Annotated in this window: 26 protein-coding genes; 22 read left to right on the forward strand and 4 right to left on the reverse strand. The window is 70.1% G+C overall.

Features of this window, described 5'->3' with window-relative positions; translation table 11 throughout:
- Positions 1–98: 98 nt before the first annotated feature.
- Positions 99–674 (reverse strand): DUF305 domain-containing protein, encoded by a 576-nt coding sequence (locus tag QM582_RS02530; RefSeq protein ID WP_415081456.1) that lies wholly within the window; start codon positions 672–674, stop codon positions 99–101.
- A 145-nt stretch (positions 675–819) separates the two neighbouring features.
- Between QM582_RS02530 and QM582_RS02535 the strand changes: the two genes are divergently transcribed.
- From QM582_RS02535 to QM582_RS02565, 7 genes are all read left to right on the forward strand, one after another.
- A complete protein-coding gene (locus tag QM582_RS02535; RefSeq protein ID WP_415081502.1) occupies positions 820–1,698 on the forward strand; it encodes a ParA family protein in 879 nt (292 codons plus the stop codon).
- Complete coding sequence (locus QM582_RS02540; RefSeq protein WP_415081458.1) at positions 1,683–1,976, forward strand: hypothetical protein; 294 nt, start codon at positions 1,683–1,685, stop codon at positions 1,974–1,976. Before QM582_RS02535 ends, QM582_RS02540 begins: the two co-directional genes overlap by 16 nt.
- The gene (locus QM582_RS02545; RefSeq protein ID WP_415081460.1) at positions 1,973–2,812 is read left to right on the forward strand and encodes a segregation and condensation protein A; all 840 of its coding nucleotides are present in this window, start codon (positions 1,973–1,975) and stop codon (positions 2,810–2,812) included. The genes QM582_RS02540 and QM582_RS02545 overlap by 4 nt, the downstream gene beginning before the upstream one ends.
- On the forward strand, positions 2,805–3,614 hold the full coding sequence (gene scpB, locus QM582_RS02550) for an SMC-Scp complex subunit ScpB (RefSeq protein ID WP_415081462.1): 810 nt from the start codon (positions 2,805–2,807) through the stop codon (positions 3,612–3,614). The genes QM582_RS02545 and scpB overlap by 8 nt, the downstream gene beginning before the upstream one ends.
- The gene (locus QM582_RS02555) at positions 3,611–4,342 is read left to right on the forward strand and encodes a pseudouridine synthase (protein ID WP_415081464.1); all 732 of its coding nucleotides are present in this window, start codon (positions 3,611–3,613) and stop codon (positions 4,340–4,342) included. Before scpB ends, QM582_RS02555 begins: the two co-directional genes overlap by 4 nt.
- On the forward strand, positions 4,339–5,736 hold the full coding sequence (locus QM582_RS02560) for a proteasome accessory factor PafA2 family protein (protein ID WP_415081466.1): 1,398 nt from the start codon (positions 4,339–4,341) through the stop codon (positions 5,734–5,736). The genes QM582_RS02555 and QM582_RS02560 overlap by 4 nt, the downstream gene beginning before the upstream one ends.
- A gap of 153 nt (positions 5,737–5,889) precedes the next feature.
- Entirely contained in the window at positions 5,890–6,900 is a 1,011-nt protein-coding gene (locus QM582_RS02565) for an FKBP-type peptidyl-prolyl cis-trans isomerase (RefSeq protein ID WP_415081467.1), read from the forward strand.
- A 268-nt stretch (positions 6,901–7,168) separates the two neighbouring features.
- Here QM582_RS02565 and gluQRS read toward each other — a convergent pair whose 3' ends face one another.
- On the reverse strand, positions 7,169–8,053 hold the full coding sequence (gene gluQRS / locus QM582_RS02570) for a tRNA glutamyl-Q(34) synthetase GluQRS (RefSeq protein ID WP_415081469.1): 885 nt from the start codon (positions 8,051–8,053) through the stop codon (positions 7,169–7,171).
- A 102-nt stretch (positions 8,054–8,155) separates the two neighbouring features.
- Here gluQRS and QM582_RS02575 point away from each other — a divergent pair, with 102 nt between their 5' ends.
- The 11 genes from QM582_RS02575 (at position 8,156) to QM582_RS02625 (ending at position 18,008) form a co-directional block, all read left to right on the forward strand.
- A complete protein-coding gene (locus tag QM582_RS02575) occupies positions 8,156–9,097 on the forward strand; it encodes a helix-turn-helix transcriptional regulator (RefSeq protein WP_415081471.1) in 942 nt (313 codons plus the stop codon).
- Positions 9,094–10,059 (forward strand): helix-turn-helix transcriptional regulator, encoded by a 966-nt coding sequence (locus QM582_RS02580; RefSeq protein WP_415081473.1) that lies wholly within the window; start codon positions 9,094–9,096, stop codon positions 10,057–10,059. Before QM582_RS02575 ends, QM582_RS02580 begins: the two co-directional genes overlap by 4 nt.
- Positions 10,060–10,249: 190 nt before the next feature.
- On the forward strand, positions 10,250–10,429 hold the full coding sequence (locus tag QM582_RS02585) for a hypothetical protein (protein ID WP_415081475.1): 180 nt from the start codon (positions 10,250–10,252) through the stop codon (positions 10,427–10,429).
- Between the two features lie 39 nt (positions 10,430–10,468).
- The gene (locus QM582_RS02590; protein ID WP_415081477.1) at positions 10,469–10,729 is read left to right on the forward strand and encodes a twin-arginine translocase TatA/TatE family subunit; all 261 of its coding nucleotides are present in this window, start codon (positions 10,469–10,471) and stop codon (positions 10,727–10,729) included.
- Positions 10,730–10,795: 66 nt separating this feature from the next.
- The gene (tatC, locus tag QM582_RS02595; RefSeq protein ID WP_415081479.1) at positions 10,796–11,563 is read left to right on the forward strand and encodes a twin-arginine translocase subunit TatC; all 768 of its coding nucleotides are present in this window, start codon (positions 10,796–10,798) and stop codon (positions 11,561–11,563) included.
- Positions 11,560–12,456 (forward strand): diacylglycerol/lipid kinase family protein, encoded by an 897-nt coding sequence (locus QM582_RS02600; protein WP_415081481.1) that lies wholly within the window; start codon positions 11,560–11,562, stop codon positions 12,454–12,456. The genes tatC and QM582_RS02600 overlap by 4 nt, the downstream gene beginning before the upstream one ends.
- Positions 12,457–12,623: 167 nt before the next feature.
- The gene (locus tag QM582_RS02605; RefSeq protein WP_415081482.1) at positions 12,624–15,356 is read left to right on the forward strand and encodes a DEAD/DEAH box helicase; all 2,733 of its coding nucleotides are present in this window, start codon (positions 12,624–12,626) and stop codon (positions 15,354–15,356) included.
- Positions 15,357–15,455: 99 nt separating this feature from the next.
- Positions 15,456–16,094: a hypothetical protein gene (locus QM582_RS02610; RefSeq protein ID WP_415081484.1), complete on the forward strand. Its 639-nt coding sequence runs from the start codon at positions 15,456–15,458 to the stop codon at positions 16,092–16,094.
- Positions 16,091–16,606 (forward strand): OmpA family protein, encoded by a 516-nt coding sequence (locus QM582_RS02615; RefSeq protein WP_415081486.1) that lies wholly within the window; start codon positions 16,091–16,093, stop codon positions 16,604–16,606. The genes QM582_RS02610 and QM582_RS02615 overlap by 4 nt, the downstream gene beginning before the upstream one ends.
- 64 nt (positions 16,607–16,670) lie before the next feature.
- Positions 16,671–17,447, forward strand: a complete 777-nt coding sequence (gene hisF / locus QM582_RS02620) for an imidazole glycerol phosphate synthase subunit HisF (protein ID WP_415081488.1) — start codon at positions 16,671–16,673, stop codon at positions 17,445–17,447.
- A 162-nt stretch (positions 17,448–17,609) separates the two neighbouring features.
- Positions 17,610–18,008, forward strand: a complete 399-nt coding sequence (locus QM582_RS02625; protein ID WP_415081489.1) for an HIT family protein — start codon at positions 17,610–17,612, stop codon at positions 18,006–18,008.
- An 87-nt stretch (positions 18,009–18,095) separates the two neighbouring features.
- On the opposite strand, the gene QM582_RS02630 is transcribed toward QM582_RS02625, so the two are convergent.
- Positions 18,096–19,688 (reverse strand): SpoIID/LytB domain-containing protein, encoded by a 1,593-nt coding sequence (locus QM582_RS02630; RefSeq protein ID WP_415081491.1) that lies wholly within the window; start codon positions 19,686–19,688, stop codon positions 18,096–18,098.
- Between the two features lie 273 nt (positions 19,689–19,961).
- Between QM582_RS02630 and QM582_RS02635 the strand changes: the two genes are divergently transcribed.
- The 4 genes from QM582_RS02635 (at position 19,962) to ilvC (ending at position 23,964) form a co-directional block, all read left to right on the forward strand.
- Positions 19,962–20,270, forward strand: coding sequence for a 4a-hydroxytetrahydrobiopterin dehydratase (locus QM582_RS02635; RefSeq protein ID WP_415081493.1), 309 nt, complete (start codon positions 19,962–19,964; stop codon positions 20,268–20,270).
- A 366-nt stretch (positions 20,271–20,636) separates the two neighbouring features.
- Positions 20,637–22,385, forward strand: coding sequence for an acetolactate synthase large subunit (locus QM582_RS02640; RefSeq protein WP_415081495.1), 1,749 nt, complete (start codon positions 20,637–20,639; stop codon positions 22,383–22,385).
- Positions 22,382–22,918: an acetolactate synthase small subunit gene (ilvN, locus tag QM582_RS02645; RefSeq protein ID WP_415081497.1), complete on the forward strand. Its 537-nt coding sequence runs from the start codon at positions 22,382–22,384 to the stop codon at positions 22,916–22,918. The genes QM582_RS02640 and ilvN overlap by 4 nt, the downstream gene beginning before the upstream one ends.
- Positions 22,919–22,935: 17 nt before the next feature.
- Entirely contained in the window at positions 22,936–23,964 is a 1,029-nt protein-coding gene (ilvC, locus tag QM582_RS02650) for a ketol-acid reductoisomerase (protein ID WP_415081498.1), read from the forward strand.
- A 67-nt stretch (positions 23,965–24,031) separates the two neighbouring features.
- On the opposite strand, the gene QM582_RS02655 is transcribed toward ilvC, so the two are convergent.
- The coding region (locus tag QM582_RS02655) for a DUF4870 domain-containing protein (RefSeq protein WP_415081500.1) at positions 24,032–24,251 on the reverse strand (220 nt) is incomplete at its 5' end.

Raw genomic sequence — 24,251 nt, forward strand, 5'->3', positions numbered from 1 at the left:
CTAACTATTTGGCGCTCGCTGAGTTCAGCGAGCGCCAAATAGTTAGGCGAGCGCCAGGTGGGGGCGACGGGTGTTCGGCCGGGGGAGGTGGATGCCGGTCAGCCCTCCAGCAGCTTCTTCATCTGGTCGATCTCGGCCTGCTGGCTGGTGATGATGGCGTCGGCGAGCTTCTTCACCGCGGGGTCGCTGCCCTTGGCCTGAACCTCCTTGGCCATCGCGACCGCGCCTTCGTGGTGCTTGATCATGCCGGTCAGGAACAGCTTCTCTGCCTCTTTGCCCTGTGCGGCCTTGAGGGTCTCCAACTCCTGGTCGGACAGCATCCCGTCCATGCCGGTGTGGCCGTGATGATCCCCGTGCTCGGAGGAGCCCCACGCCTTCAGCCAGCCCTTCATCTGGTCGATCTCGGGCTGCTGGGCGTTCTTGATCGCGGTGGCCAGCTTGGTGACCTCGGCGGAGATGCCCTGCTTGGCCAGCATCGCATCGCTCATCACCACCGCCTGCTCGTGGTGCGGGATCATCATCTGGGTGAACATCACGTCCGCGGCGTTGGCCGCGCTGGACGCGGTGGCGGACGCCGAGGGCGGGGTCGAACTCGGCGCGGCGGCCGGGGACTGGCAGCCGGCCAGGGCCAGCCCGGCGGCGAGGGGAAGGGCGAGACGAGCAAGATAACGCATACCCCGAACATACCCCCTGTGGGTATGTCGTGCGGATGGTTAGGGAAACCCGGCGCGCCGCGTCCGCAACGATCGCGGCGGAGTATTAGTGTCTTTGTCGACACTTGGAGGCTCCGTGACCGATACCAGCACCGAAAGCCCGGCTCTGTTCGAGGCGGCACCCGCGCCCGACCCGGGACCCGTCCTGGGTCCCACCGGACGCCCGCTGCCCGACCTGCCGGAACCGACCCCGCCGGCGCCGGGCAACCGGCGCGCCCTGATCATCGCCATGTGCAACCAGAAGGGCGGGGTGGGCAAGACCACCACCACGATCAACCTGGGCGCCGCGCTGGCCGAGACCGGACGCCGGGTGCTGCTGGTCGACTTCGACCCGCAGGGCTCGTTGTCGGTCGGGCTGGGGATCAACCCGCACACCCTGGAGACCAGCATCTACAACCTGCTGCTCACCCGGGACCACGACGTCCACGACATCATCACCGAATCCGTGGTGGAGGGGCTGGACATCCTGCCGGCCAACATCGACCTGTCCGCCGCCGAGGTCCAGCTGGTCTCCGAGGTGGCCCGTGAGCAGACCCTGAAGCGGGTGCTGGCGCAGGTCCGCGGCGAGTATGACATCGTGCTGATCGACTGTGCCCCGTCCCTGGGGCTGCTCACGGTGAACGCGCTGACCGCGTCCGACCGGGTGCTGATGCCGCTGGAGTGCGAGTTCTTCGCGCTGCGCGGGCTGGCCCTGCTCAACGACACCATCGGCAAGGTGCAGGACCGGCTCAACCCCGACCTGGAGATCCTGGGCATCCTCGGCACCATGTACGACGCCCGCACGGTGCACTCCCGCGAGGTGCTGGAGCGGGTCGTCCAGGCGTTCGGCGAGAAGGTCTTCCACACCGTGATCCGGCGCACCATCAAATTCCCCGAGACCACCGTCGCGGGGGAGCCGATCACCACCTACGCGACGAACTCGCCCGGCGCCGAGGCCTACCGGATGCTGGCCCGGGAGGTGTTGCAGCGATGCCCCGGCGCGTAGCGCTGCCCGGTGCCCAGGAGCTGTTCCGGGCCACCGAACCCACGCCCGACCAGGGGCTTCGGCATTCCGGCCGGGTGAAGCACGACGAGAAGATCACCGTCTACGTCAGCGCCGCGGAGTTGCTGGCGCTGGAGCAGGCCCGGCTCACCCTGCGCGCCCAGCACGGCATCGCGGTGGACCGGGGCCGGATCGTCCGCGCCGCCGTCGCGCTGGCGGTGGCCGACCTGGACGCCAACGGCGAGGAGTGCGACCTGATCCGGCAGCTCGACGCGTCGTGACGTCCGCCGCCACCGAGGCCGTGCCGGGCTTCACCGTCCATCTGGCCAATTTCGAGGGGCCGTTCGACCTGCTGCTGCAGTTGATCTCGCGGCACCGCTTGGACATCACCGAGGTCGCGCTGTCGGTGGTCACCGACGAGTTCATCGCGCATGTCAAGGCCGGCCAGGAACAGCAGGGGCCCGGGCGCTGGGACCTGGAGCAGATCAGCCAGTTCATCGTGGTGGCCGCCACCCTGCTCGACCTCAAGGCGGCCCGGCTGCTGCCGCAGGGCGAGGTGGAGGACGCCGAGGACCTGGCCCTGCTCGAAGCGCGTGACCTGCTCTTCGCCCGGCTGCTGCAGTACCGGGCGTTCAAACAGGTGAGCCGCTGGATCGCCGACACCCTGGTGGTGGAGGACCGCCGGTTCGCCCGTCCGGGCGGCCTGGAGGAGCAGTTCAAGGCGTTGTTGCCCGAACTCCGGTTCACCGCCACCGCCGATCAGCTGGCCTTCCTGGCGGCCCGGGCGCTCACCCCGGAGCCGGCCGAGCAGGTCTCGCTGAGTCACCTGCACCAGGCCCAGGTCAGCGTCCGGGAGCAGGCCGAGCTGGTGATGGCGACGCTGCGCGAGCGGGGCGCCGCCAGTTTCCGCGAACTGGTCGCCGACGCCGGCGAGCGGCTGGTGGTGGTGGCCCGCTTCCTGGCGCTGCTGGAGCTGTTCCGGGAACGGGCCGTCTCTTTCGAACAGCTCACGCCGCTGGGTGAGCTGCGAGTACGGTGGGTCGCCGGTGATGCGGATGCGATCGAGATCTCCGCCGAGTTCGACACCGAGAGCAACCAGGAGACAGCCGATGACTGACCCGTCCGCGCCGGACGTCGTGGCCGATCCGCTGCCCGGCATCGAGGTGACGGACGCCGCGGCGCCCTCGGCTCAATCGATCGCCGCGCCATTGGAGGCGCTGCTGTTGATGGCCACCGAGCCGGTGCCGACCGCGGAACTGGCGCAGGCCGTCCGAGCCCCCGTCACGGTGGTGGAGGAGGCCCTCGCCGACCTGGCCTGGTTCTACGACGAGACGTCCCGCGGCTTCGAGTTGCGCGAGGTCGGCGGCGGCTGGCGTTATTGGACGCGGGCCGAGCATGCCGAGTTGATCGGCGGCTGGCTGGTCGAGGGCCAGCAGTCCCGGCTCTCCCAGGCGGCGCTGGAGACGCTGGCGGTGATCGCTTACCTGCAGCCGATCTCCCGGGGCCGGGTGTCCGCGGTGCGCGGGGTGAACGTGGACGGTGTGCTGCGCACCCTGGTCACCCGCGACCTGGTCCAGGAGGTGGACCGGGACGCCGAGACCGGCGCGATGCTGTTCGGCACCACCGGGCACTTCCTGGAGCGGCTCGGGCTGGCCGGCCTGGACGACCTGCCGCCGATCGCCCCGCTGTTGCCGGACGCGTCCGTGCTGGAGGCCGAACTGCGTGCGGCGTCCGCCGCTTCGTCGGTCGAGTCGTCGTCGGTCGAGCTTGTCGAGACCCCGGACGACGTGGTTTCGACGAGCTCAACCAGCGAGTCGTTCGAGACCCCGGACGATGCGGTTTCGACGAGCTCAACCAGCGACAGCTCGACCGGCGACAGTTCAATCGACGACGTATCCGAACAGGAAGGCATCCGATGAGCGAGGGGATCCGGCTGCAGAAGGTGCTGGCCGGGGCCGGGCTAGGTTCCCGGCGGCATTGCGAGGAGATGATCGCCGACGGCCTGGTCGAGGTGAACGGCCGCACCATCACTGAGCAGGGCGTGCGGGTGGACCCGCTGAGCGACGTCATCCGGGTCGACGGCGCCCGCATCCCGCCGCCCCGCCGGCACGTCTATCTGGTCTTCCACAAGCCGCGCGGCGTGGTCTGCACGATGGAGGATCCACAGGGCCGTACCACCATCACCGACTATCTGGGCCGCCGCACCAAGGAGGGCCTGTTCCACGTCGGACGCCTCGACACCCCCACCGAGGGGCTGCTGTTGATCACCAACGACGGCGACTTCGGGCAGCGGATGGCGCACCCTTCCCAGGAGGTCAGCAAGACCTACGTGGCGGAGATCGAGGGCGTCATCGAGAACGTCACGCTGCGCAAGCTGAGCCGCGGGATCACCCTGGAGGACGGACCGGTGCGGCCCGATCAGGTGAAGCTGATCCAGCGCGGCGGCACCCGCTCCATCGTCCAGGTGGCGCTGCACGAGGGCCGCAACCGGATCGTCCGGCGGATGTTCGACGCGGTCGGGCACCCAGTGCGGCGGCTGACCCGGACCGCGATCGGCCCGGTGCGGATCGGACGGCTCAAGGTGGGCGAACTGCGTGAACTGACCTCGGAGGAGTTGGGTGCGCTGATGGACCTGGCGGGGTTGTGACCCCGCGGGCGCGCCGCGTCGTCGGGGTCGAGACCGAGTACGGGCTGGCGGCGCGTAAGCCGGACGGCGGCCGCGGCGTCCGGATCAGCGGGGGCGAGGCGGCCCAGCGGCTGTTCGCGCCGGTCGAGCACGAGTACGCCAGTTCGAACGTCTTCCTGCCCAACGGCGGGCGGCTCTATCTGGACGTCGGTTCGCATCCCGAATACGCCACCGCCGAATGCGCGAGCATCGACGACCTGCTGGTTCACGAGCGGGCCGGGGACGAACTGTTGACCCGGTTGGCGCAGCGGGTGGAGGCCGAGGGTGAGGCGTCCGGGGAGCCGATCCGGTTCCGGCTGCTGAAGAACAACGTGGACGCGCACGGCAACTCCTACGGCTGCCACGAGAACTACTGCATCGCGCGTTCGCTGGACCTGCCCGGGCTGGCCGCGACGCTGACCCCGTTCCTGGTCACCCGGCAGCTGATCTGCGGTTCCGGACGGTGGAGCGCCGACGGCTATGCGATCAGCCAGCGGGCCGAGGTGCTGCACGACGAGCTGTCCTCGATGACCACCCGGACCCGTCCGCTGATCAACACCCGCGACGAGCCGCTGGCCGATCCGGCCCGGTTCCGCAGGCTGCACGTGATCTCCGGGGACTCGAACCTCTCCGAGCCGTCCGCGGCCTTGAAGGTGGGTTCGCTGCTGGCGGTGCTGGACGCCGTCGAGGCGGCGGCGTCCGGGGCCGGGCCGGCGTTGCCGGAACTGGAGCTGGCCGATGTGGCCGGTTCGCTGCGGGCGGTGGCGCGCGATCCGCGGGCGGTGCTGCGGCTGGCCTCCGGATGGACCATCGGCGCGCTCGACGTGCAGCGCGCGTATCTGGCGATGGTGGGGGACTCGCCGCTGGCGGCGGAGTGGGCGCGGGTGCTCGACCTGATCGAGGCCGGACGCGAGGACGACCTGGACGGCGAACTGGAGTGGGTCACCAAGCGCGCCCTGCTGCGGCGCTACGCCGACGCCCGCGGGCTGTCCTGGGACGACCGGCGGCTGGCGCAGGTCGATCTCGCCTTCCACGAGCTGACCCGGGACGCCGACGGCACGCCGCGTGGCCTGTTCCGGCTGCTGGAGGCCCGCGGTGCGGTGACCCGGCTGACCGAGGCCGAGGCGGTGGAGCGGGCGACGCAGCGGCCGCCGTCCGACACCCGGGCGGTGCTGCGCGGGCGGCTGATCCGCGCCGCCCGGGAAGCCGGGGTGCGGTACAGCGTGGACTGGAGCCAGTTCACCGTCCACGACCTGCCGGCCGACGGCCCCGGTTCGGGCGCGGACCGGGAGGAGCGCGTGGTGAAGCTGCCCGACCCGCTCGCCGTCGCCGACCAGGCGGTGGACGACCTGCTGGCCGCCATGGCCGCCCACTGACCCCTGGTGTCTGCCTGCCACCGCCTCCCACCCCCGCGCTCGCCTAACTATTTGGGGCTCGCTGAACTCAGCGAGCCCCAAATAGTTAGGCGAGCACGGGGGCGGGTTCGGGCGCGTCCGATGTCATCGGGACGGGTCGACTACAGTCGGGGGGTGCCATTCGCCGCTTCCAAGACCGCAGCCGCCGCCACCTCCGCTGCAGCCCTGTTGATCCTCACCGCCTGCGGGCAGGCCGCGGCGCCGTCGGTGTCCCCGTCCGAGGCGACCCCCTCGGCCTCGCCGTCGGCGTCCACCTCGCCCTCGCCGAGCGCCTCGACGAAGCCGATCAAGCCGTCGAACAACCTGGACGCGATCACCGTCAAGAACCCGAAGTTCGGTGCCACGCCGAAGATCACGGTGAAGGCACCCTGGGCGATCGACCAGACCCGGGTGAAGGTGATGACCGAGGGCAAGGGCCCGGTGGTCAACCCGTCCTACGTTTTCGTCAACTACCTGGGCGTCAACGGACGCACCGGCAAGGAGTTCGACGGCAACTTCGGCAAGACGTCGACCATGTTCGACCTGTCCAGCGTGGTGCCCGGATTCAAGAAGGCGTTGGAGGGCAAGAAGGTCGGCACCCGGGTGCTGGTCGCGATGCCCGGATCGGACGGCTATGACAGCCAGGGCGGTTCGGAGCAGGCCGGCATCAAGGTCGGCGACACGCTGATCTTCGTGGTCGACATCGTCGACACCGTGCTGACCGGTCCGACCGGCGCGGCCATCACGCCGCCGGCCGGGCTGCCGACGGTGACCGAGGCCAACGGCAAGCCCACCATCACCATCCCGAAGGCGGACCCGCCGGCGAAGATGATCGCCCAGCCGCTGACCGCCGGCACCGGTCGCAAGGTCACCGCCAAGGACGTCATCGCGGTGCACTACGTCGCGGTGTCCTGGAAGACCGGCAAGGTGATCGAGGACAAGACCACCGGCGTCGACGGCGGCCTGCTCTCCAGCACCATTCCGGGTTGGCAGAAGGGCCTGGTCGGCAAGAAGGTCGGCCAGCGGGTGCTGCTGGTGCTGCCGCCCGCCGACAGCTACCCCAAGGGCAGCAACAACCCGCCCGTCGAGGCGGGCGACACCGTCGTCTACGTCGTCGATCTGCTCTACGCCACCGCCCAGGGCTGACCGGTACGCCGCTCCCGGCCATCGAGATCTTGGGTGACGGGCTCGGTGGTACGCCGGGGACGGTTCCTTTCGTCTCATTGGTAGTACCTGTGGTACGCCGAGAACCGTCCCCGTCGTCCCACCCACGGTGGTAGCAGGACTCTTGGTACGCCGGGGACGGTTCTTATCGTCCCATTGGTAGTACCTGTGGGACGAAAGGAACCGTCCCCATCGTCCCACTGACGGCGGTAGTACCGATCAAGCCCGCCCGCGTGCGATGCGTCCGTCGCTATGCGACGATCCAGGGCTCGCGGGGCAACGCGTCCGGATCGAAGCGGGTCAGCAGCAGGGCCGGGGTGACCGGCTCGTCCGGACCGGCCAGCCCGAGCGAGTGGGCCAGCCGGGTGAGCACTTGGGGCGGCGTCACGCCGGACCGGCCCATGTCGGCCAGGGTGACGGCGCCGTCCCGCTTCGCCAGCCGGCGTCCCTCGGCGTTGACGGCCAGCGGGACGTGTGCGTACTCGGGGATCTCGCCGCCGAGCCGGCGGGTCAGCCAGGCCTGCCGCGGCGAACTGGACAGCAGGTCGTCACCGCGCACCACCTGATCGACGCCCTGGGCCACGTCGTCCACCACGACGGCGAGGTTGTAGGCCGGCACACCGTCGTTGCGGAGCACCACGAAGTCGTCCACCACGCCGGTCAGCTCTCCGGCCCAACGGTCGGTGACGGTCTGGACGGCGTCCCCGGTCCGCACCCGGGTCGCCGGCGGCCGGACGCGCCGGCGGCGTTCCCGCTCCGCCTCGGTCAGGTCGCGGCAGGTGCCCGGGTAGGGCCGGTAGCCGCCGGCGTGCGGTGCGGACGCCGCCTCGGCGATCTCACGGCGGGTGCAGAAGCACTCGTAGGTGTCCAGAGCGGCCACCGCCGCGGCGTAGCGATCCAGGCGTCGCGACTGCCAGACCGGTGTGCCGTCGAAGTCCAGGCCGAGCGCGGTCAGGTCGGCGAGCTGGCGGGCCGCCACCTCGGGCGCCGCCGCCACCCGCTGGGTGTCCAGATCCTCGATCCGCAGCAGGAACGCGCGTCCGGTGCCGCGGGCCAGCAGCCAGGCGATCAGCGCCGTCCGCAGATTCCCCAGATGCAGATCCGAGGTGGGGGAGGGAGCGAACCGGCCGGCCATGGCGCGATTCTCTCGCATCGGCCGTGGCCGGGCCGCCATCGGCGTCGGTGCTTGATAGCCTCGCGGGCGCAGGCAAGCATCCCCGGGGCGGCAGGAGGACCGATGGCGCCACGCAAGTCCGAGCGGATCATGAACCTCGCCATCTGCCTGCTGATGGCCCGCCGCTTCCTGGACAAGAACCACATCCGCGAGGTCGTCGACGGCTACGCCGGCCTGTCCGACGCGGCGTTCGAACGCACCTTCGAGCGGGACAAGGACGATCTGCGCGCCATGGGCGTCCCGATCGAGACCGGCAGCAACTCCTCGCTCTTCCCGGACGAGATCGGCTACCGGATCCGCCGCCAGGACTTCGAACTGCCGCCGATCGACTTCACCGCCGCCGAAGCCACCGCGCTCGGCCTGGCCAGCCAGGTCTGGGGCACCGCCACCGTCGCCGAACGCACGGTCAGCGCGCTGGCCAAGCTGCGCGCCGCCGGAATCGACCCGGACGCCTCCCGGCTGAGCGGCATCAGCCCCAGCATCGGAGCCAAGGAGCCGGCGTTCGAACCGCTCTGGCAAGCCACGATGACCCGCACCGCGGTCGCCTTCGGGTATCGCGGGATGCGTCGCGAGGTGGAGCCGTGGGTGCTCACCTACCGTCGGGGCTCCTGGTACCTGGTCGGCCTGGACCGCACCCGGGAGGCGCCCCGGATGTTCAAGCTGGCGCGGATCGAGGACGTCCCGCAGCTGATCGGCAAGCCCGGTGCCTGCCAGCTTCCCGATGTCGACCTCACCGAACTCACCCGTTCGCTGGAGCCCGCACCGGCCACCGCGGAGGCCGTGGTCGCGATCCGCGGGGCGTCCGCGCCCGACCTGCGGCGCCGTGGCGTCCGGCAGGAGTGGCGGTCGCCGTTGCCGCCGGGGTTCGCCGCCTGGCGGGTGCCCTATGCGCAGGACCGCGACTTCGTCGGCGAAGTGTGCGCCCACGGCCCGGCGGTGCTGGTGCTGGAGCCGGACGAGCTGCGCCGCACCGTGATCGAGCGGCTGACCCGGGCGGCCCGATGAGCACCTCCCTGGAGCAGGTGTCCCGGCTGCTCGCCCTGGTGCCCTACTTGCAGGCGCATCCGGACGCCGACCTGACCGAGACCGCGGAACGTTTCGGGGTCACCCCGCGCCGGCTGCTGGCCGACCTGGAGGTGCTCTGGTTCGTCGGTCTGCCCGGCGGCATGCCCGGGGACCTGATCGACATCGACATGGACGCCGTGCAGGAGCAGGGCCGGATCAGCCTCAGCAACGCCGACTACCTGTCCCGTCCGATGCGGTTCACCATCGAGGAGGTGACCAGCCTGATCGTCGCGCTGCGCGCCGTCCGGGAGGTCACCGGAGGTGCGGCCGGTGAGGCGGTCGACTCGGCGCTGGCGAAGCTGTCCAAGGTGGCCGGCGCCCAGGAGAGCAACCGGGTCGGCTTCGCGGTGGCCACCTCGGAGAGCGCGGTGCGGGAACGGCTGGCCGCCGCGATCGCCGCCGGTGAGGCCGTCCGGCTCAGCTACGACGGGCTGACCCGCGCCGAGACCACCACGCCGGTCGTCGAACCGCACCGGCTCAGCGTCCGCGACGGCTACGTCTACCTGGAGGGCTGGAGCCGCGACCGGGACGCCTGGCGCACCTTCCGGCTGGACCGGATCGCGTCCGTCGAACCCGCCCAGGGCGGAGTCGCGGATCGGGGCGAACCGCCACAGTTCGACGGCGGCTGGCTGGAGGTCCGGCCGGAGGCGGCGCTGGTCACCCTGACCATCGCCGAGCGGGCGCACTGGATCGCCGAGTACTACCCGGTGCGTTCGGTGACGGCCGTGGACGCCGGCTGGCGGGTCCAGCTGCTGGTGGCCGATCCGGCCTGGCTGCGTTCGCTGCTGCTCCGGCTCGGCCCCGACGTGTTGGACGTCGAACCCGCCGAGGCCGCGGCGTCGGCCCGCGCCGCCGCCGCGGAAGCGCTCGCGCTCTATTCCGAACTCGCCCCGCGTCCGTAGTCGGGCAGCCCACCCCGATCCCCTCGTACCGGACGCCGTAGCTGCCCGTGAAGCAGGTGGCTGCCTGCACGCCGGCAGCCACCTGTCACAACAGCAGCTACCTGGCATGACGGCGGGGGCAGGCAGGGCGCGTGCCCGGGATCGTGGCGTGCGGTGGGCTGGGCCGGCGCGATCGGTTAGTCTCGCACCCATGATGTGGGTGTGGATCTTCCTCGGCATTGCTGTCGCCGGGTTGATCACCATGGCGTCCTACGCGGTATGGATCGCCCACAAGGCGTCCGATCTGTTCAGTGAACTGCAGATGCTGGGCAAGCGGGCCGAGGAACTCGCCGATCTGGTGTCGCAGGTCAGCATCCCCAGCACTGAGTAGACTCGCCGAGTTACTCGCAACGAAGGAGCGCGCACAAGCATGTTCGGCCTGCCTGGCGGTATGGAATGGGTCATCCTGGCGATCATCGCCCTTCTGGTCTTCGGCGGTAGCCGGCTCGCGAACGCGGGCAAGAACGCCGGCAAGGCGATTCGCGAGTTCAAGGAAGAGACCTCGACTCTGAAGAAGTCCGACGCACCTCCGGCGATGCCGCCGGCACCGCGCGCCGAACCGGAGGGCATCGTCCACGAGGGGGAGATCGTCGATCCCGAGGGCGACGAGAAGAAGCGCCAGCAGGGCTGATCGGTCGTGGCCCGACGCTTCAGCCTCGGGTGGCTCAAACCGCCCCCGACATCACCGGACGGGGTGATGTCGCTCGGCGACCACCTGCGTGAGTTGCGCTACCGCGTGGTGTTCTCGCTCGTCTTCATCGTCCTCGGCATGATCGTGGTCGCGGTGTTCTACAACCAGGTGTACATGTTCCTGGCGCAACCGTGGTTGTATGCGAAGGAGATCCTCCGCGAGACCAATCCTGAGTTGAGCACCCAGATGGTGCTGTCGGGGGTGGCGTCGCCGCTGATGCTGGCGCTGAAGATCTGCGGCGTCGGCGGCCTGGTGCTCACCTCGCCGATCTGGCTGTACCAAGTGTGGGCCTTCATCGTCCCGGCGCTGATGGCCAAAGAGAAGCGGTGGGCGCTGATCTTCATCGCTGTCGCGCTGCCGCTGTTCCTGGCCGGCGTGGCGATCGGCTATCTGGTGTTGCCCCAGGGCGTCTCGGTGCTGATGGCGTTCACCCCGCAGTCGGTGCCGATCACCAACCTGATCGAGATCGACAAATTCCTCGAGCTGATGCTGCAGCTGATGGTGGTCTTCGGCATCGGCTTCCTGCTGCCGGTGGTGGTGGTCGGCGCCAACTTCGTCGGTGTGCTGAAGGCGTCCCAGTTGGCGAAGGCGCGCACCTACGTGATCTTCGGCACCTTCGTCTTCGGTGCCGCCGCGACGCCCTCGACCGATCCGTTCTCGATGTGCGCGCTGGCGATTCCGATGTCGTTGCTGTTCATCGTGGCCGAGGTGGTCTGTCGTGCCCACGACAAGCGGAAGGCCCGCAAGGCGGCCGCGGAACCAGCTACCACATGAGCACCGGCGCCCGGCGTTTCGATCTTGTCGTCAATCCCACCGCCGGACGCGGACGTGCTCGTCGGATCCTGCCCACGGTCAGCGAGGTGCTGCGCGCCTCGCTCCCGGCGACGGCGCTGCGGGTGGTGAAGGCCTACGACGTCGATCATGCCGAGGCGGCCTGTCGGGAGGCGGTCGCCGAGGCCGACGCGCTGCTGGTGATGGGCGGCGACGGGATGGCGCACCTGGGCCTGAACGCCTGCGCCGGCACCCAGGTCCCGCTCGGTGTGCTGCCGGCCGGCACCGGCAACGATCTGTGCCGAGGACTCGGGCTGCCGCTGGACATCCGGGACGCCGTCGCCGCCCTCACCCGGGGCCGCACCCGGGCCGTCGACCTGGCCCGGGTGACCAAGCCGGACGACTCGGTGCGCTGGGTGGGGTGTGTGGTGTCCACCGGGTTCGACTCCCGGGTCGCGCTGCGCACCGGCCGGATGAGGCTGCCGCTCGGACCGCCCGCCTACGCGCTCTCGGCGCTGGCCGAGCTGCGCACCTTCACCCCGCTGCGCTACCGGCTGACCGTCGACGGCGTCCGTCGGGACCTGGACTCGATGGCCGTCTTCGTGGCCAATGCCGAGTTCTTCGGCGGCGGCATGCGGGCGGCGCCCGGCGCCGACGTGACCGACGCACTGCTCGACGTCACGGTGATCCACCCGGTGCCGCGGACGACGCTGCTGCGGCTGCTGCCCTCGCTGTACAGCGGCGGTTTCGTCACCCACCCGGCGATCGAGCGGTTCCGGGCGTCCGAGGTGGTGGTGGACGGGGACGGGCTGATCGGCAGCGGCGACGGAGAGGCGCTGGGCGACGTCCCGCTACGGGTCACCGCGGTCTCCGGTGCCCTGCAGGTTCTCGGCTGACCACGGGGACGGTTCTCAACGGTTGGGGACGGTTCTCAACGGTTGGGGACGGTTCTCAACGGTTGGGGACGATTCTCAACGGTTGAGAACCGTCCCCGGCGGTTGGTTTTCGTTCGTGGAGAACCGTCCCCGGTGGTTGGTCGGCGGGTCGCGGTAGGTTGGCGGCGATGAACAGCGAAACCGGAAACCTGCTGGCGGCCTTCGCGTCCGGCTACGGCTTTCCCCTGGACGGCTACCAGCTGGACGCCTGCCGGCACGTCGAGGCCGGCTCCGGCGTCCTGGTCGCCGCACCGACCGGCGCCGGCAAGACGGTGGTCGGCGAGTTCGCGGTGTTCCTGGCCCTGCAGCGCGGCACCAAGTGCTTCTACACCACCCCGATCAAGGCGCTCAGCAACCAGAAGTACCACGACCTGGTCGAGCGGCACGGCGCTGACAACGTCGGACTGCTCACCGGCGACGTCACGGTCAACGGCGAGGCGCCGGTGGTGGTGATGACCACCGAGGTGCTGCGCAACATGATCTACGCCAACTCCTCGACGCTGCGGGGACTGGGCTTCGTGGTGATGGACGAGGTGCACTACCTGGCCGACCGGTTCCGCGGCGCGGTCTGGGAAGAGGTGATCATCGGCCTGGCCGAGACCGTCCAGGTGGTCTCGCTGAGCGCCACGGTGAGCAATGCCGAGGAGTTCGGCGCCTGGCTCGACGAGGTCCGCGGCGACGTCAAGATCGTGGTCTCCGAGCGGCGTCCGGTGCCGCTGTTCCAGCACGTGATGGCCGGACGCCGGCTCTACGACCTGTTCGCCGACGAGGCCCCGACGGCCACCCCGTTGCCGGCCGGGCACGCCGATGTCAACCCGGAACTGCTCCGGCTGGCCAAGGAGGAGTCCCGCAACGTCCGCGACGACTCGCGGAAGATGCGCAACCGGCGCACCCGCACCGCCATCGAGAAGCGGCGTCCGCGGTCGTCCCTGGTGCCACGCCGGGACGCCACCGTCGAACGGCTGGACGCCGAAGCCCTGCTGCCGGCCATCTTCTTCATCTTCAGCAGGGCCGGCTGCGATGCCGCCGTCGGACAGCTGATGCACTCCGGGCTGCGGCTCACCAACGCCGCCGAGCGGCGCGAGCTGGAAGCCATCGCCGCCGATCACATCGCGGGCCTGGCGCCGTCGGACCTGGACGCCCTCGACTACGGCAGCTTCCTGGCCGCCTTCCGCAACGGCATCGCCGCCCACCACGCCGGGCTGCTGCCGGCCTTCAAGGAGTGCGTCGAAGAGGCCTTCGTCCGCGGCCTGGTCAAGGTGGTGTTCGCCACCGAGACCCTGGCGCTGGGCATCAACATGCCGGCCCGCAGCGTGGTGCTGGAACGGCTGGTCAAATACAACGGCGAGAGCCATGCCCCGATCACCCCCGGCGAATACACCCAGCTGACCGGACGCGCCGGACGCCGCGGCATCGACGTCGAAGGCCACGCCGTGGTGCTCTGGCAGACCGGGATGGATCCCCGCTCGGTCGCCGGTCTGGCCTCGCGCCGCACCTATCCGCTGCGGTCGTCGTTCGCGCCGACCTACAACATGGCGGTCAACCTGGTCGGCTCGGTCGGACGCGAGCGCGCCCGGGTGCTGCTGGAACAGTCCTTCGCGCAGTACCAGTCCGACCGGGGCGTGGTGGGCCTGGCCCGCTCGATCGCCCGCGGCAACGAGCAGATCGCCGGCTATCTGGCCCAAGCCGCCTGCGACAAGGGCGATTTCACCGAGTACGCCCGGCTGCGCGCCGAGATCTCCGCGCTGGAGGCCGAGGCGGCGCGCAGCCGCAGAGCCGACCGGCGGGCCGAGTCGCTCACCGTGCTGCTCGAGTTGCGGCCCGGCGACATTCTGCGGGTGCCGTCCGGGCGGCACACCGGCTGGGCGGTGGTGGTCGACCCGGGCCTGGCCAAGGGCGATCCGAGCCCGATGGTGATGACCGAGCAACGCCAGTTGAAGCGGCTGTCCCTGGTCGACTTCCCGACCCCGCCGGTGGTGGCCGGACGGATGCGGGTGCCGAAGCACTTCGACCCACGGCAGCCGGCGTCCCGGCGCAACCTGTCGGCGGCGTTCCGGTCCAAGCTGGCCGAGATCGACCTGGCCCAGCCGCGCTATCAGCCGACCGCCCTGGACGCCGAGGCGGCCGAGCGGATCGCCGAGCTCCGCGCCCGGCTGAAGGCGCACCCGTGCCACGGCTGCCCGGACCGGGAGAACCATGCCCGCTGGGCCGAGCAGGCGCTCCGGCTGGAACGTGAGAACGCCGGCCTGCAACGTCAGACGGACCGACGCACCAACACCATTGCGGTGCGCTTCGACCGGATCTGCACGGTGCTGGAGTCCCTGGGCTACTTGACCGAGGGGGGTGCGGCGGTGACGGACGCCGGGCGCACGCTGGCCCGGATCTACGCCGAACTCGACCTGGTCAGCGCCGAGTGCATCCGCGCCGGGGTGTTCGACGCCCTGTCCGCGCCGCAACTGGCGGCGGTGCTCTCGTCGCTGGTCTTCGAGGCCCGCGGTGGCGACCGGCGGCGCCCGCCGCGGATGCCCGACCGGGCGTCCGAGTCGGCCCAGCAGGAGTTGCGCCGGGTGTGGCGCGACGTCGGTCTCACCGAACGCGACCATCGGCTGGAGCGCGGACCCGAGCCCGACATCGGCTTCGCCGAGCCGATCCATGCCTGGGCGTCCGGACGCCCGCTCGGCGATGTGCTGGACGAATCCGGACTGACCGCGGGCGACTTCGTCCGCTGGGCGCGCCAGGTGGTCGACTTCGCCGGGCAGATCGGCCGGGCCGCCGGCCCGGGGCCGTTGCGGACGACCTGCCGCGAGGTGGTCGACCGGGTGCGCCGCGGTGTGGTGGACGCCGCGCCGCTGGAGGACTGACCGGCTCGGGTCGGAAGTTATCCACAGGCGGCAAATTAGATCGGCCGAGCGTCCCGCGGAGCCCTTACGGTGAGGTTCCCGGAACGAGGAGGCCCCGCCATGCGCATTCTGTTGTCCACCTTGATCGTCTGTGTGCTCCCGCTGGCCGGTTGCACGATCGGCGGCCAGCCGAGCGTGTCGCCGCCGGCCGATACCAGTTCGACGACGTCCGCGCCGGCGAGCGCGACACCGGCGTCCACGGTCAGTGCCCAGCCCAGCCCCACGGCCGGTGAGCTTCCGGTGATCGAGGTCCGCAAGGGCACCGCGAACTCCGAGCCGGCCGCGATCACCCTCAACGAGGTCGCCGTCCGGGACGGCGTCACGAACGTCACCTTCACCCTGACCAACGCGTACCAAGGGACTGGTACCCCGCAACGGCACCGGATCCAGCTGAGGCCGGGCATGTTCGGCGACGGGCAGGCGGCCACCGATCCGACCACCGGCAGGTCGATGACGGACGACCTGTACGCCGTCGACGGGGTCTACCTGATCGACGGGGTGAACAAACTGCGTTACCTGCCGGCTCGGGACTCCTCCGGCGTCTGCGTGTGTTCGCGGGCGGACTCGTCGGTCTTCCTGATGCCCGGTCAGTCCTACACGTTCAGTGTCACGTTCAAGGCGATCCCGGAGGGGGTCGAGACCGTCGGCGTCAGCATCCCGATCGCGGGGACCTTCAGCAAGGTTCCGGTGCGGCGGTGAGGCGAGCATTCGCAGCCCTGGTCGTGGTGTTGCTGCTGCCGGTTGCGGCGGCGTCGGCGGAGACGCCCACGCCCGGGCCCGGCGCGACCGCTCCGGCGTTGCCGATGGACCTTCCCGCGCTGGCGATGACCTTCCCGGTGGCGTCCCTGGACGGCTCGGTGACCGAGGACGGCAAGACCATCACGCTCAGGGCCGACGTCTTCTTCGCCTACAACAAGGCGAGCCTGAACACGAAGGCGGCTGCGGCGTTGGAGCGGGCGGTGGGCACGCTCAAGGAGCTGGGCGCGACCACGGTGCGGGTGGACGGGCACACCGACAGCAAGGGCGGCGCCGGCTACAACAAGGGGTTGTCCCGGCGCCGTGCGGAGGCGGTGCGTCAGGGCCTGTTGGCCGGGTTGCCCCAGTTGACCGTGACCGCCAGGGGCTATGGGGAGAGCAAGCCGGTGGCGTCCAACAAGACGGGCAAGGGCCGGGCGTTGAACCGGCGGGTGGTGATCACGGTCACCGGCTGAGGACGCGTCCGCCACCGATCCACCGTCGTGCGGACGCCGGCGCCGGGCGCACTACCCTGAGCCCATGAGCGTCGCCATCCGGGTCATTCCGTGTCTGGACGTCCACGACGGCCGGGTCGTCAAGGGGGTCAACTTCCTCAATCTCCGGGACGCCGGTGACCCGGTCGAACTGGCCGCCGCCTACGGCGAGCAGGGCGCCGACGAACTCACCTTCTTGGACATCTCCGCCTCGTCGGAGGGCCGGGCGACCACCTTCGACATGGTGCGCCGCACGGCCGAGACGGTGTTCATCCCGCTCTGCGTCGGCGGGGGAGTGCGCGGCGTCGACGACGTGGACGCCCTGCTGCGCACCGGCGCCGACAAGGTCGGCATCAACACCGGCGCGATCAGCCGTCCGCAGGCCATCGACGAGATCACCCAGCGGTTCGGCAACCAGGTGCTGGTGCTGTCCCTGGACGCCCGCCGCGAGGCCGGGCAGCCGTCCGGTTTCGGGGTGACCACGCACGGCGGCCGGAAGCCGGCCGGGCTGGACGCCATCGCCTGGGTCAAGGAGGCGGTGGACCGCGGCGCGGGGGAGATCCTGCTCAACTCGATGGACGCCGACGGCACCACCGCCGGTTTCGACCTGGAGATGATCGAAGCCGTCCGGAAGGTGGTGGACGTGCCGGTGATCGCCTCCGGCGGCGCCGGCACCGTCGAGCACTTCGTGGACGCCGCCCGTGCCGGGGCCGACGCCGTCCTGGCGGCGTCGGTGTTCCACTACGGCACGCTCACGATCGCCGAGGTGAAGCAGGCGCTCGCCGACGCCGGCTTCCCGGTGCGGCTCCCCGTCGGGAGCTAGCTCCGCAGGCTCCGGTGGTACGAAGGGGACGGTTCTAGTCGTCCCACAGGTATCACCAATGGGACGAAAGGAACCGTCCCCAGCGTCCCATCCCCGGCTACAGGTGGGTGGCGGTGGTACGAAGGGGACGGTTCTTACCGTCCCACCCGCTAGATTCCGGGCATGGCCTGCCTGTTCTGCTCGATCGTGGCCGGGGACATCCCGGCGCGCCGCATCTACGCCGATGACCATGCGATCGCCTTCCTCGACATCAACCCGTGGAAGCGCGGGCACACCCTGGTGATTCCGCGCCGGCACGTCGACGACATCCTGGACGCCGACGAGGCGCTGACCGAGATCGCGCCGGCGATCGCGGCGACGTCCCGGCTGCTCACCGAGCGGCTCGCCGCGGACGGCCTCAATCTGCTCGCCAACGCCGGCGCCGTGGCCGGCCAGGAGGTGTTCCACCTGCACGTCCATCTGGTGCCGCGCTACGCCGACGATCCCGGACTGCGTGCCCTGTTCGACCGGGACGCCGGCATCGACCTGGACGAGGTCCATGCCGCCATCACCGGCGGCTGAGCACTCCCGCACCCAACGCTCGCCTAACTATTTCGGGCTCGCTGAATTCAGCGAGCCCGAAATAGTTAGGCGAGCGCGGGCGTCCGGTCAGCTGTAGTTGACCTGGCAGTTCCCGCTGCGGGAGCAGCTGATGGTGCCCTTCTGGAACTCGGCGCTGCCCGAGGACGCGTCGGCGGTGGGGAACCCCAGCTTCCCGGACGGTCCGCCGGCCTTGCGGTAGGCGTCCGCCACCGTGCCGGTCAGCAGCCGCGACCCGGTGGCCTGCGACCAGTACAGCTCGCCGTCCTCGAACTGGGCGTACAGGCCGCCGGCGACGGCCGTCTCGCCGGCGCTCGGGCCGCCGAGGACGCCGGTGGTGCCGCCCAGGTCCTGCCACCGTTCGTAGTTGCCGGTGCCCGGCTTCAGTCCGCCGAAGACGCCGAACAGCCGCTCCTTGAGCCCGAAAGCGGTCTTGAACGATCCGCCGGTGACGCTCACCGAGCCCTCGCTGCCGGTGATCACCACCTTGTCGGCGCGGCCTCCCCACGGGCCGTCGCCGTCCCGCTCGGTGACCCGGATGCTGCGCAGCGTCCCGATGCTCGGGTACTTCTTCTGCACCGTCGCGGCGCTCACCAGGGTGGTCCACTTCGGGTTCCGCATCCGGCCGTCGTAGGGGTCGGGCTTGGCGACCAGGTACGAGGTGCCGCCGTCCGCGCTGTGCCCGCCGTTGCTGGAGGAGAACATCGTCAACGCGATGCCGGAACCCGCCTTCAGGACCTGGTTCTTGGTGGCCGTGACGGCGGCGTCGCCACCGCTGGTCTCGTCGTCCTGACCGCCGTAGACCTGGCAGGCCGCGGTGTCGCAGATGTCGTAGATGGACGTCCGCGGCGCCAGCTGGGCCCGTGCGGCGTACGACCGCGCGGCCACCGCCTGTGCCTGGACGGCTTCGCGATGCCAGGAGGTCGGCATCTCCCGAGGCACCACGCCGCGCAGGTAGTTCTCCATGCCGACCGTGTTCACCGTGCGGGCCTCGGAGCCGTAGAACCGCAGCGCCAGCTTCTCCCGGTAGTCGCGGGTCTTGCCGTTCGGAAGCCGGACCTTCACGATCGAGCGCTTCGGGTTGTCGAACGTCCACACCCGGCCGGTCGGCGCCAGGGACACCTTCCGGGTCACCCAGGAATCTTTGGCGTTGAGGTACTGCAGCACCCGCTTGCTGCCCGAGCGGGCGATTCGCCACTGCCGATAGGTCGATCCGGTCGGCAGGGTGTAGCTGCGGCCGGTCGAGTCGCGCACCCGCAGTCCCGATTCGGGGAGCACGTCCAGGGTGTTGTCGGTGTCGGCGGTGATCCAGACCCGGATCGCGCTGCCGGACTTGAGCTTCGCGATCGTGGTGCCCGGGTAGTAGAAGGCGAGGATCTTCTCGTGCGCCAGCCCGGCGTCGGCGGCGCCCCAGGCGCCGTATTGGGACATGCCCTTGCCATGTCCCCAGCCGGCGCCGGTGATCGCGATGGTGCCGTTGACCGGGGTGGCCGCCGCTTCGGCGGCCGCGGCCGGTTGGGCGCTGAGGGTGGTGCCGAGCACGGCCAGGGCGGCCAGCGCGGCGGGGATCGATCGGGATGGTCGGATTCGAGCGGACGCCGCGGCGTCCGGGGGAGCGAGGGTGGGGATCGGGGGGCAGGCGGGCAGGGGGGAACGCCGCATCGGCATGGCAACACCTCGGGGGGTAGGGGGTGGTGTGCCGCCATCGTCACCCGGAGGCGGACCTGAACAAAACCGAGCCGCCGAAACCGGCGCCGAAGTCGCAACCTCAACCTGAGGGAGACACTCTGACCCCAGCCCTGACACCCCACTCCCGGGCCGGCGATTCTCCATCTCGGCCCGGTGATTCCTCGAATCGAAGCGGACGCCGTCGCGTCCCGTTCCGGCAGCGGAGCAACCGCGTTCCTCCCGGTCCGGGAGGCGCACAATGAGCGGATGAGCAGACTTCTCACCGAGGACGAGGTCGACCGTCAGCTGGCCGAGCTGCCCGGATGGCGCCGGGACGGGGACGCCTTGGTCGCCGTCATCGAGGCGCCCGGCTTCCCGGCCGCCGTCGCCCTGGTCGATGCGGTGGCGGAGGAGGCCGAGCGGTTCAACCACCATCCCGACATCGACATCCGCTGGCGCACCACGCACTGGCGGCTCAGCACCCACGATGCCGGGGGCATCACCCAACTGGACATCGAACTCGCCCACCGCATCGCCGAATGCGCGGACGCCGCCGGTGCCCGGTTCGTCGGTTGAGCCCGAGTCGTCGGCTCAGCCCGGTTCACCAGTGGAGCCCGAGTCATCCGTGGAGCCCGAGCCGCCGCCGGAGCCCGAGTCGTCGGCTCAGCCGAGTCGCCGGTCACCAGGCTCCGCAGCGACGCCGCACCGGCCTCCGCTCACGCGCGAACCTGGACCCGCGGTCCATATCTTGGAAACGCCGGTCCGAAAGTTGACACGGCCCGCGCGCGGGGCGAAAACTGTCCTCGTGCGGATCTTCTTCCTCGTACTTTCGTGAGCGTGTCAGCCGACTAGTCGACCGACACGCACCCTCGCCTGCCGACGCAGCGAGGGTTTTTTCATGCAAGAGGAACCGCAACCATCACCCGCAGAAAGGGGACCGAGATGTCCGACACCATCGCACCACCGATCCTGACCGGGGCCGAGGCCCTTGTCGAATCCCTGGAGCGGGTGGGTGTAGAGGTCATCTTCGGCATCCCCGGCGGGGCGATCCTGCCGGCCTACGATCCGCTCGGCCAGTCCAAGCTGATCCGGCACATCCTGGTCCGCCACGAGCAGGGCGCCGGCCATGCCGCCGAGGGTTACGCACTGGCCACCGGCAAGGTCGGGGTCTGCATGGCCACCTCCGGCCCGGGTGCCACCAACCTGGTCACCGCGATCGCCGACGCCTACATGGACTCGGTCCCGATCGTCGCCGTCACCGGCCAGGTGGCCAGTGCCGCGATGGGCACCGACGCCTTCCAGGAGGCGGACATCCGCGGCATCACCTTCCCGATCACCAAGCACAGCTTCCTGGTCACCCACGCCGAGGACATCCCGGCCGCGATCGCGGGCGCCTTCCACATCGCCAAGACCGGACGCCCCGGGCCGGTGCTGGTCGACATCGCCAAGGACGCGCTGGCCAACACCGCGCCGTTCCGCTGGCCCGAGACCATCGACCTGCCCGGCTACCATCCGGTCACCCAGCCGCACGTCAAGCAGATCCGTGAGGCCGCCCGGCTGATCGCCGAGTCCAGCCGTCCGGTGCTCTATGTCGGCGGCGGCGTGATCAAGGCGAACGCGGCCGACGAGCTGGCCAAGCTGGTCGAGATCACCGGCATCCCCGTGGTCACCACCCTGATGGCCCGCGGCGCATTCCCGGACAGCCACCAGCTGCACATGGGCATGCCCGGGATGCACGGCACCGTCTCCGCGGTCGGCGCGCTGCAGCGGGCCGACCTGCTGGTGGCGCTGGGCACTCGCTTCGACGACCGGGTGACCGGACGGCTGGACAGCTTCGCCCCCGAGGCGAAGATCATCCACGCCGACATCGACCCGGCCGAGATCTCCAAGAACCGGGTGGCGGACGTCCCGATCGTCGGCGACGTGAAGAACGTCATCGCCGAGTTGAACGGTGTGCTGCGCGGCGCCGACCTGCCCGAGTACACGGCCTGGCGCCGCTACCTGGGTGCGCTCAAGGACAAGTACCGTCCGCCGACCGAGGCCACCCATGAGGGCATGCTGTCGCCGGAGTACGTGATCAAGCGGATCGGCGAGCTGACCGGTCCGGACGCGTTCTACACCGCCGGCGTCGGCCAGCACCAGATGTGGGCCGCGCAACTGCTGCCCTTCGAGCGGCCCGGACGCTGGCTGAACTCCGGCGGCGCCGGCACCATGGGCTACTGCGTGCCGGCCGCGATGGGCGCCCAGGTGGGCAGCCCGGAGTCGGTGGTCTGGGGGATCGACGGCGACGGCTGCTTCCAGATGACCAACCAGGAGCTGGTCACCTGCGCGCTGGAGGGCATCCCGATCAAGATCGCGGTGATCAACAACCAGAGCCTGGGCATGGTGCGGCAGTGGCAGACGCTGTTCTACGGTCAGCGCTACTCCAACACCGACCTGAAGACGCTGCGGGTTCCCGACTTCCCGAAGCTGGCCGAGGCGATGGGTGCGGTCGGACTGCGCGCCGAGCACCCGTCCGAGGTGGACGCCGTGATCAACAAGGCGCTGTCGATCACCGACCGGCCGGTGGTGGTCGAGTTCGTGGTGCACAAGGACGCCATGGTCTGGCCGATGGTGGCCGCCGGCACCAGCAACGACGACATCAAGATCGCCAAGGACCTGGCGCCCGACTGGGAGGATGAGGAACTGTGAGGACGCACACGCTGAGCGTGCTGGTCGAGAACAAGCCGGGTGTCCTGGCTCGCATCGCCGGCCTGTTCGCTCGCCGCGGCTACAACATCGAGTCGCTCGCGGTCGGGCCGACCGAGCGTCCCGAGTTGTCCCGGATCACCCTGCAGGTGGTGGTGGAGAACCAGCAGTTCCTGGAGCAGATCACCAAGCAGCTGAACAAGCTGGTCGAGGTGCTCAAGATCGTCGAACTGGAGGACAACGCGGTGCGCCGCGAGCTGGTGCTGATCAAGCTCAAGGCCGACCCGGTCAGCCGCAGCCAGATCATCGAGATCGTCCAGTTGTTCCGCGGCAAGACCGTGGACGTCCAGAACGAGTCGCTGACCATCGAGGCGACCGGCTCGCCCGACAAGCTGGAGGCGCTGCTGGAGATGCTGAAGCCCTACGGCGTCCGCGAGCTCGTCCAGTCCGGCCTGGTGGCCCTCGGCCGGGGCAGCAAGTCGCTCACCGACCGGTCCAAGTCCGACAAGATCCGCACACCCGTGCGCAACCACTGAAAAGGTAAGGAAGACACATGGCAGAGATGTTCTACGACGACGACGCCGACCTCTCGATCATCCAGGGCCGGACGGTGGCCGTGATCGGCTACGGCTCCCAGGGTCACGCGCACGCGCTGTCGCTGCGCGACTCCGGGGTGGACGTCCGGGTGGGTCTGCGTCCGGGTTCCAAGTCGGCCGCCAAGGCCGAGGCCGAGGGACTGCGAGTGGTCACCGTCGCCGAGGCTGCCGCCGAGGCCGACCTGATCATGATCCTGGCCCCCGACCAGCATCAGCGCACCATCTACGCCGAGCAGATCGCACCGAACCTGCAGGAGGGCGACGCGCTGTTCTTCGCCCACGGCTTCAACATCCGGTTCGGCTACATCACCCCGCCGCCCGGTGTGGACGTCTGCATGGTCGCGCCGAAGGGCCCGGGGCACCTGGTGCGCCGCGAGTACTCCGAGGGCCGCGGCGTCCCGGTGATCGTGGCCGTCGAGGTGGACGCCTCCGGCGAGGCCTGGCCGCTGGCGCTGTCCTACGCCAAGGCGATCGGCGGGCTCCGTGCCGGTGGCATCAAGACCACCTTCACCGAGGAGACCGAGACCGACCTGTTCGGTGAGCAGGCCGTGCTCTGCGGTGGCGCGTCCGCGCTGGTGCAGGCCGGTTTCGAGGTGCTCACCGAGGCCGGCTACCAGCCCGAGGTGGCCTACTTCGAGTGCCTGCACGAGCTGAAGCTGATCGTCGATCTGATGTACGAGGGCGGCATCGCCAAGCAGCGCTGGAGCGTCTCCGACACCGCCGAGTACGGCGACTACGTCTCGGGTCCGCGTGTGATCGACCCTCATGTGAAGGAGAACATGAAGGCGGTGCTCGCCGACGTCCAGAATGGTGCCTTCGCGCAGCGCTTCATCGATGACCAGGACGCCGGTGCACCCGAGTTCAAGGAGCTGCGCGCCAAGGGCGAGGCGCACCCGATCGAGGGCACCGGCCGCGAGCTGCGCAAGCTCTTCGCATGGGTGAAGCCGACGGACGCCGACTACACCGAAGGAAGCGCCGGGCGCTGACGCAGCGCACGAACGACCGATGCCCGGTCGGCAGCGGATGCTGCCGACCGGGCATCGGTCGTTCCGGTCAGCTCTGCAGGATCGGGATCTGGAACGGGTAGCGGTACAGCTCGCCCTTCCAGGCGGCGAGTGCGCCGAGGATCGAGAAGATCAGCTGCAGGACGCCGGGCACGATCCACAGCACGAGCGCGATCGGGATGCCGACGAGGGTGAGGGCGAAGATCCACCCGACGAGCCAGCACACCCAGATCGTGCTGTGGATCGTGCCCGGCGTCCTGCAGCTGATC

The organism is Micropruina sp., assembly GCF_047607385.1.
GTDB lineage: Bacteria > Actinomycetota > Actinomycetes > Propionibacteriales > Propionibacteriaceae > Micropruina.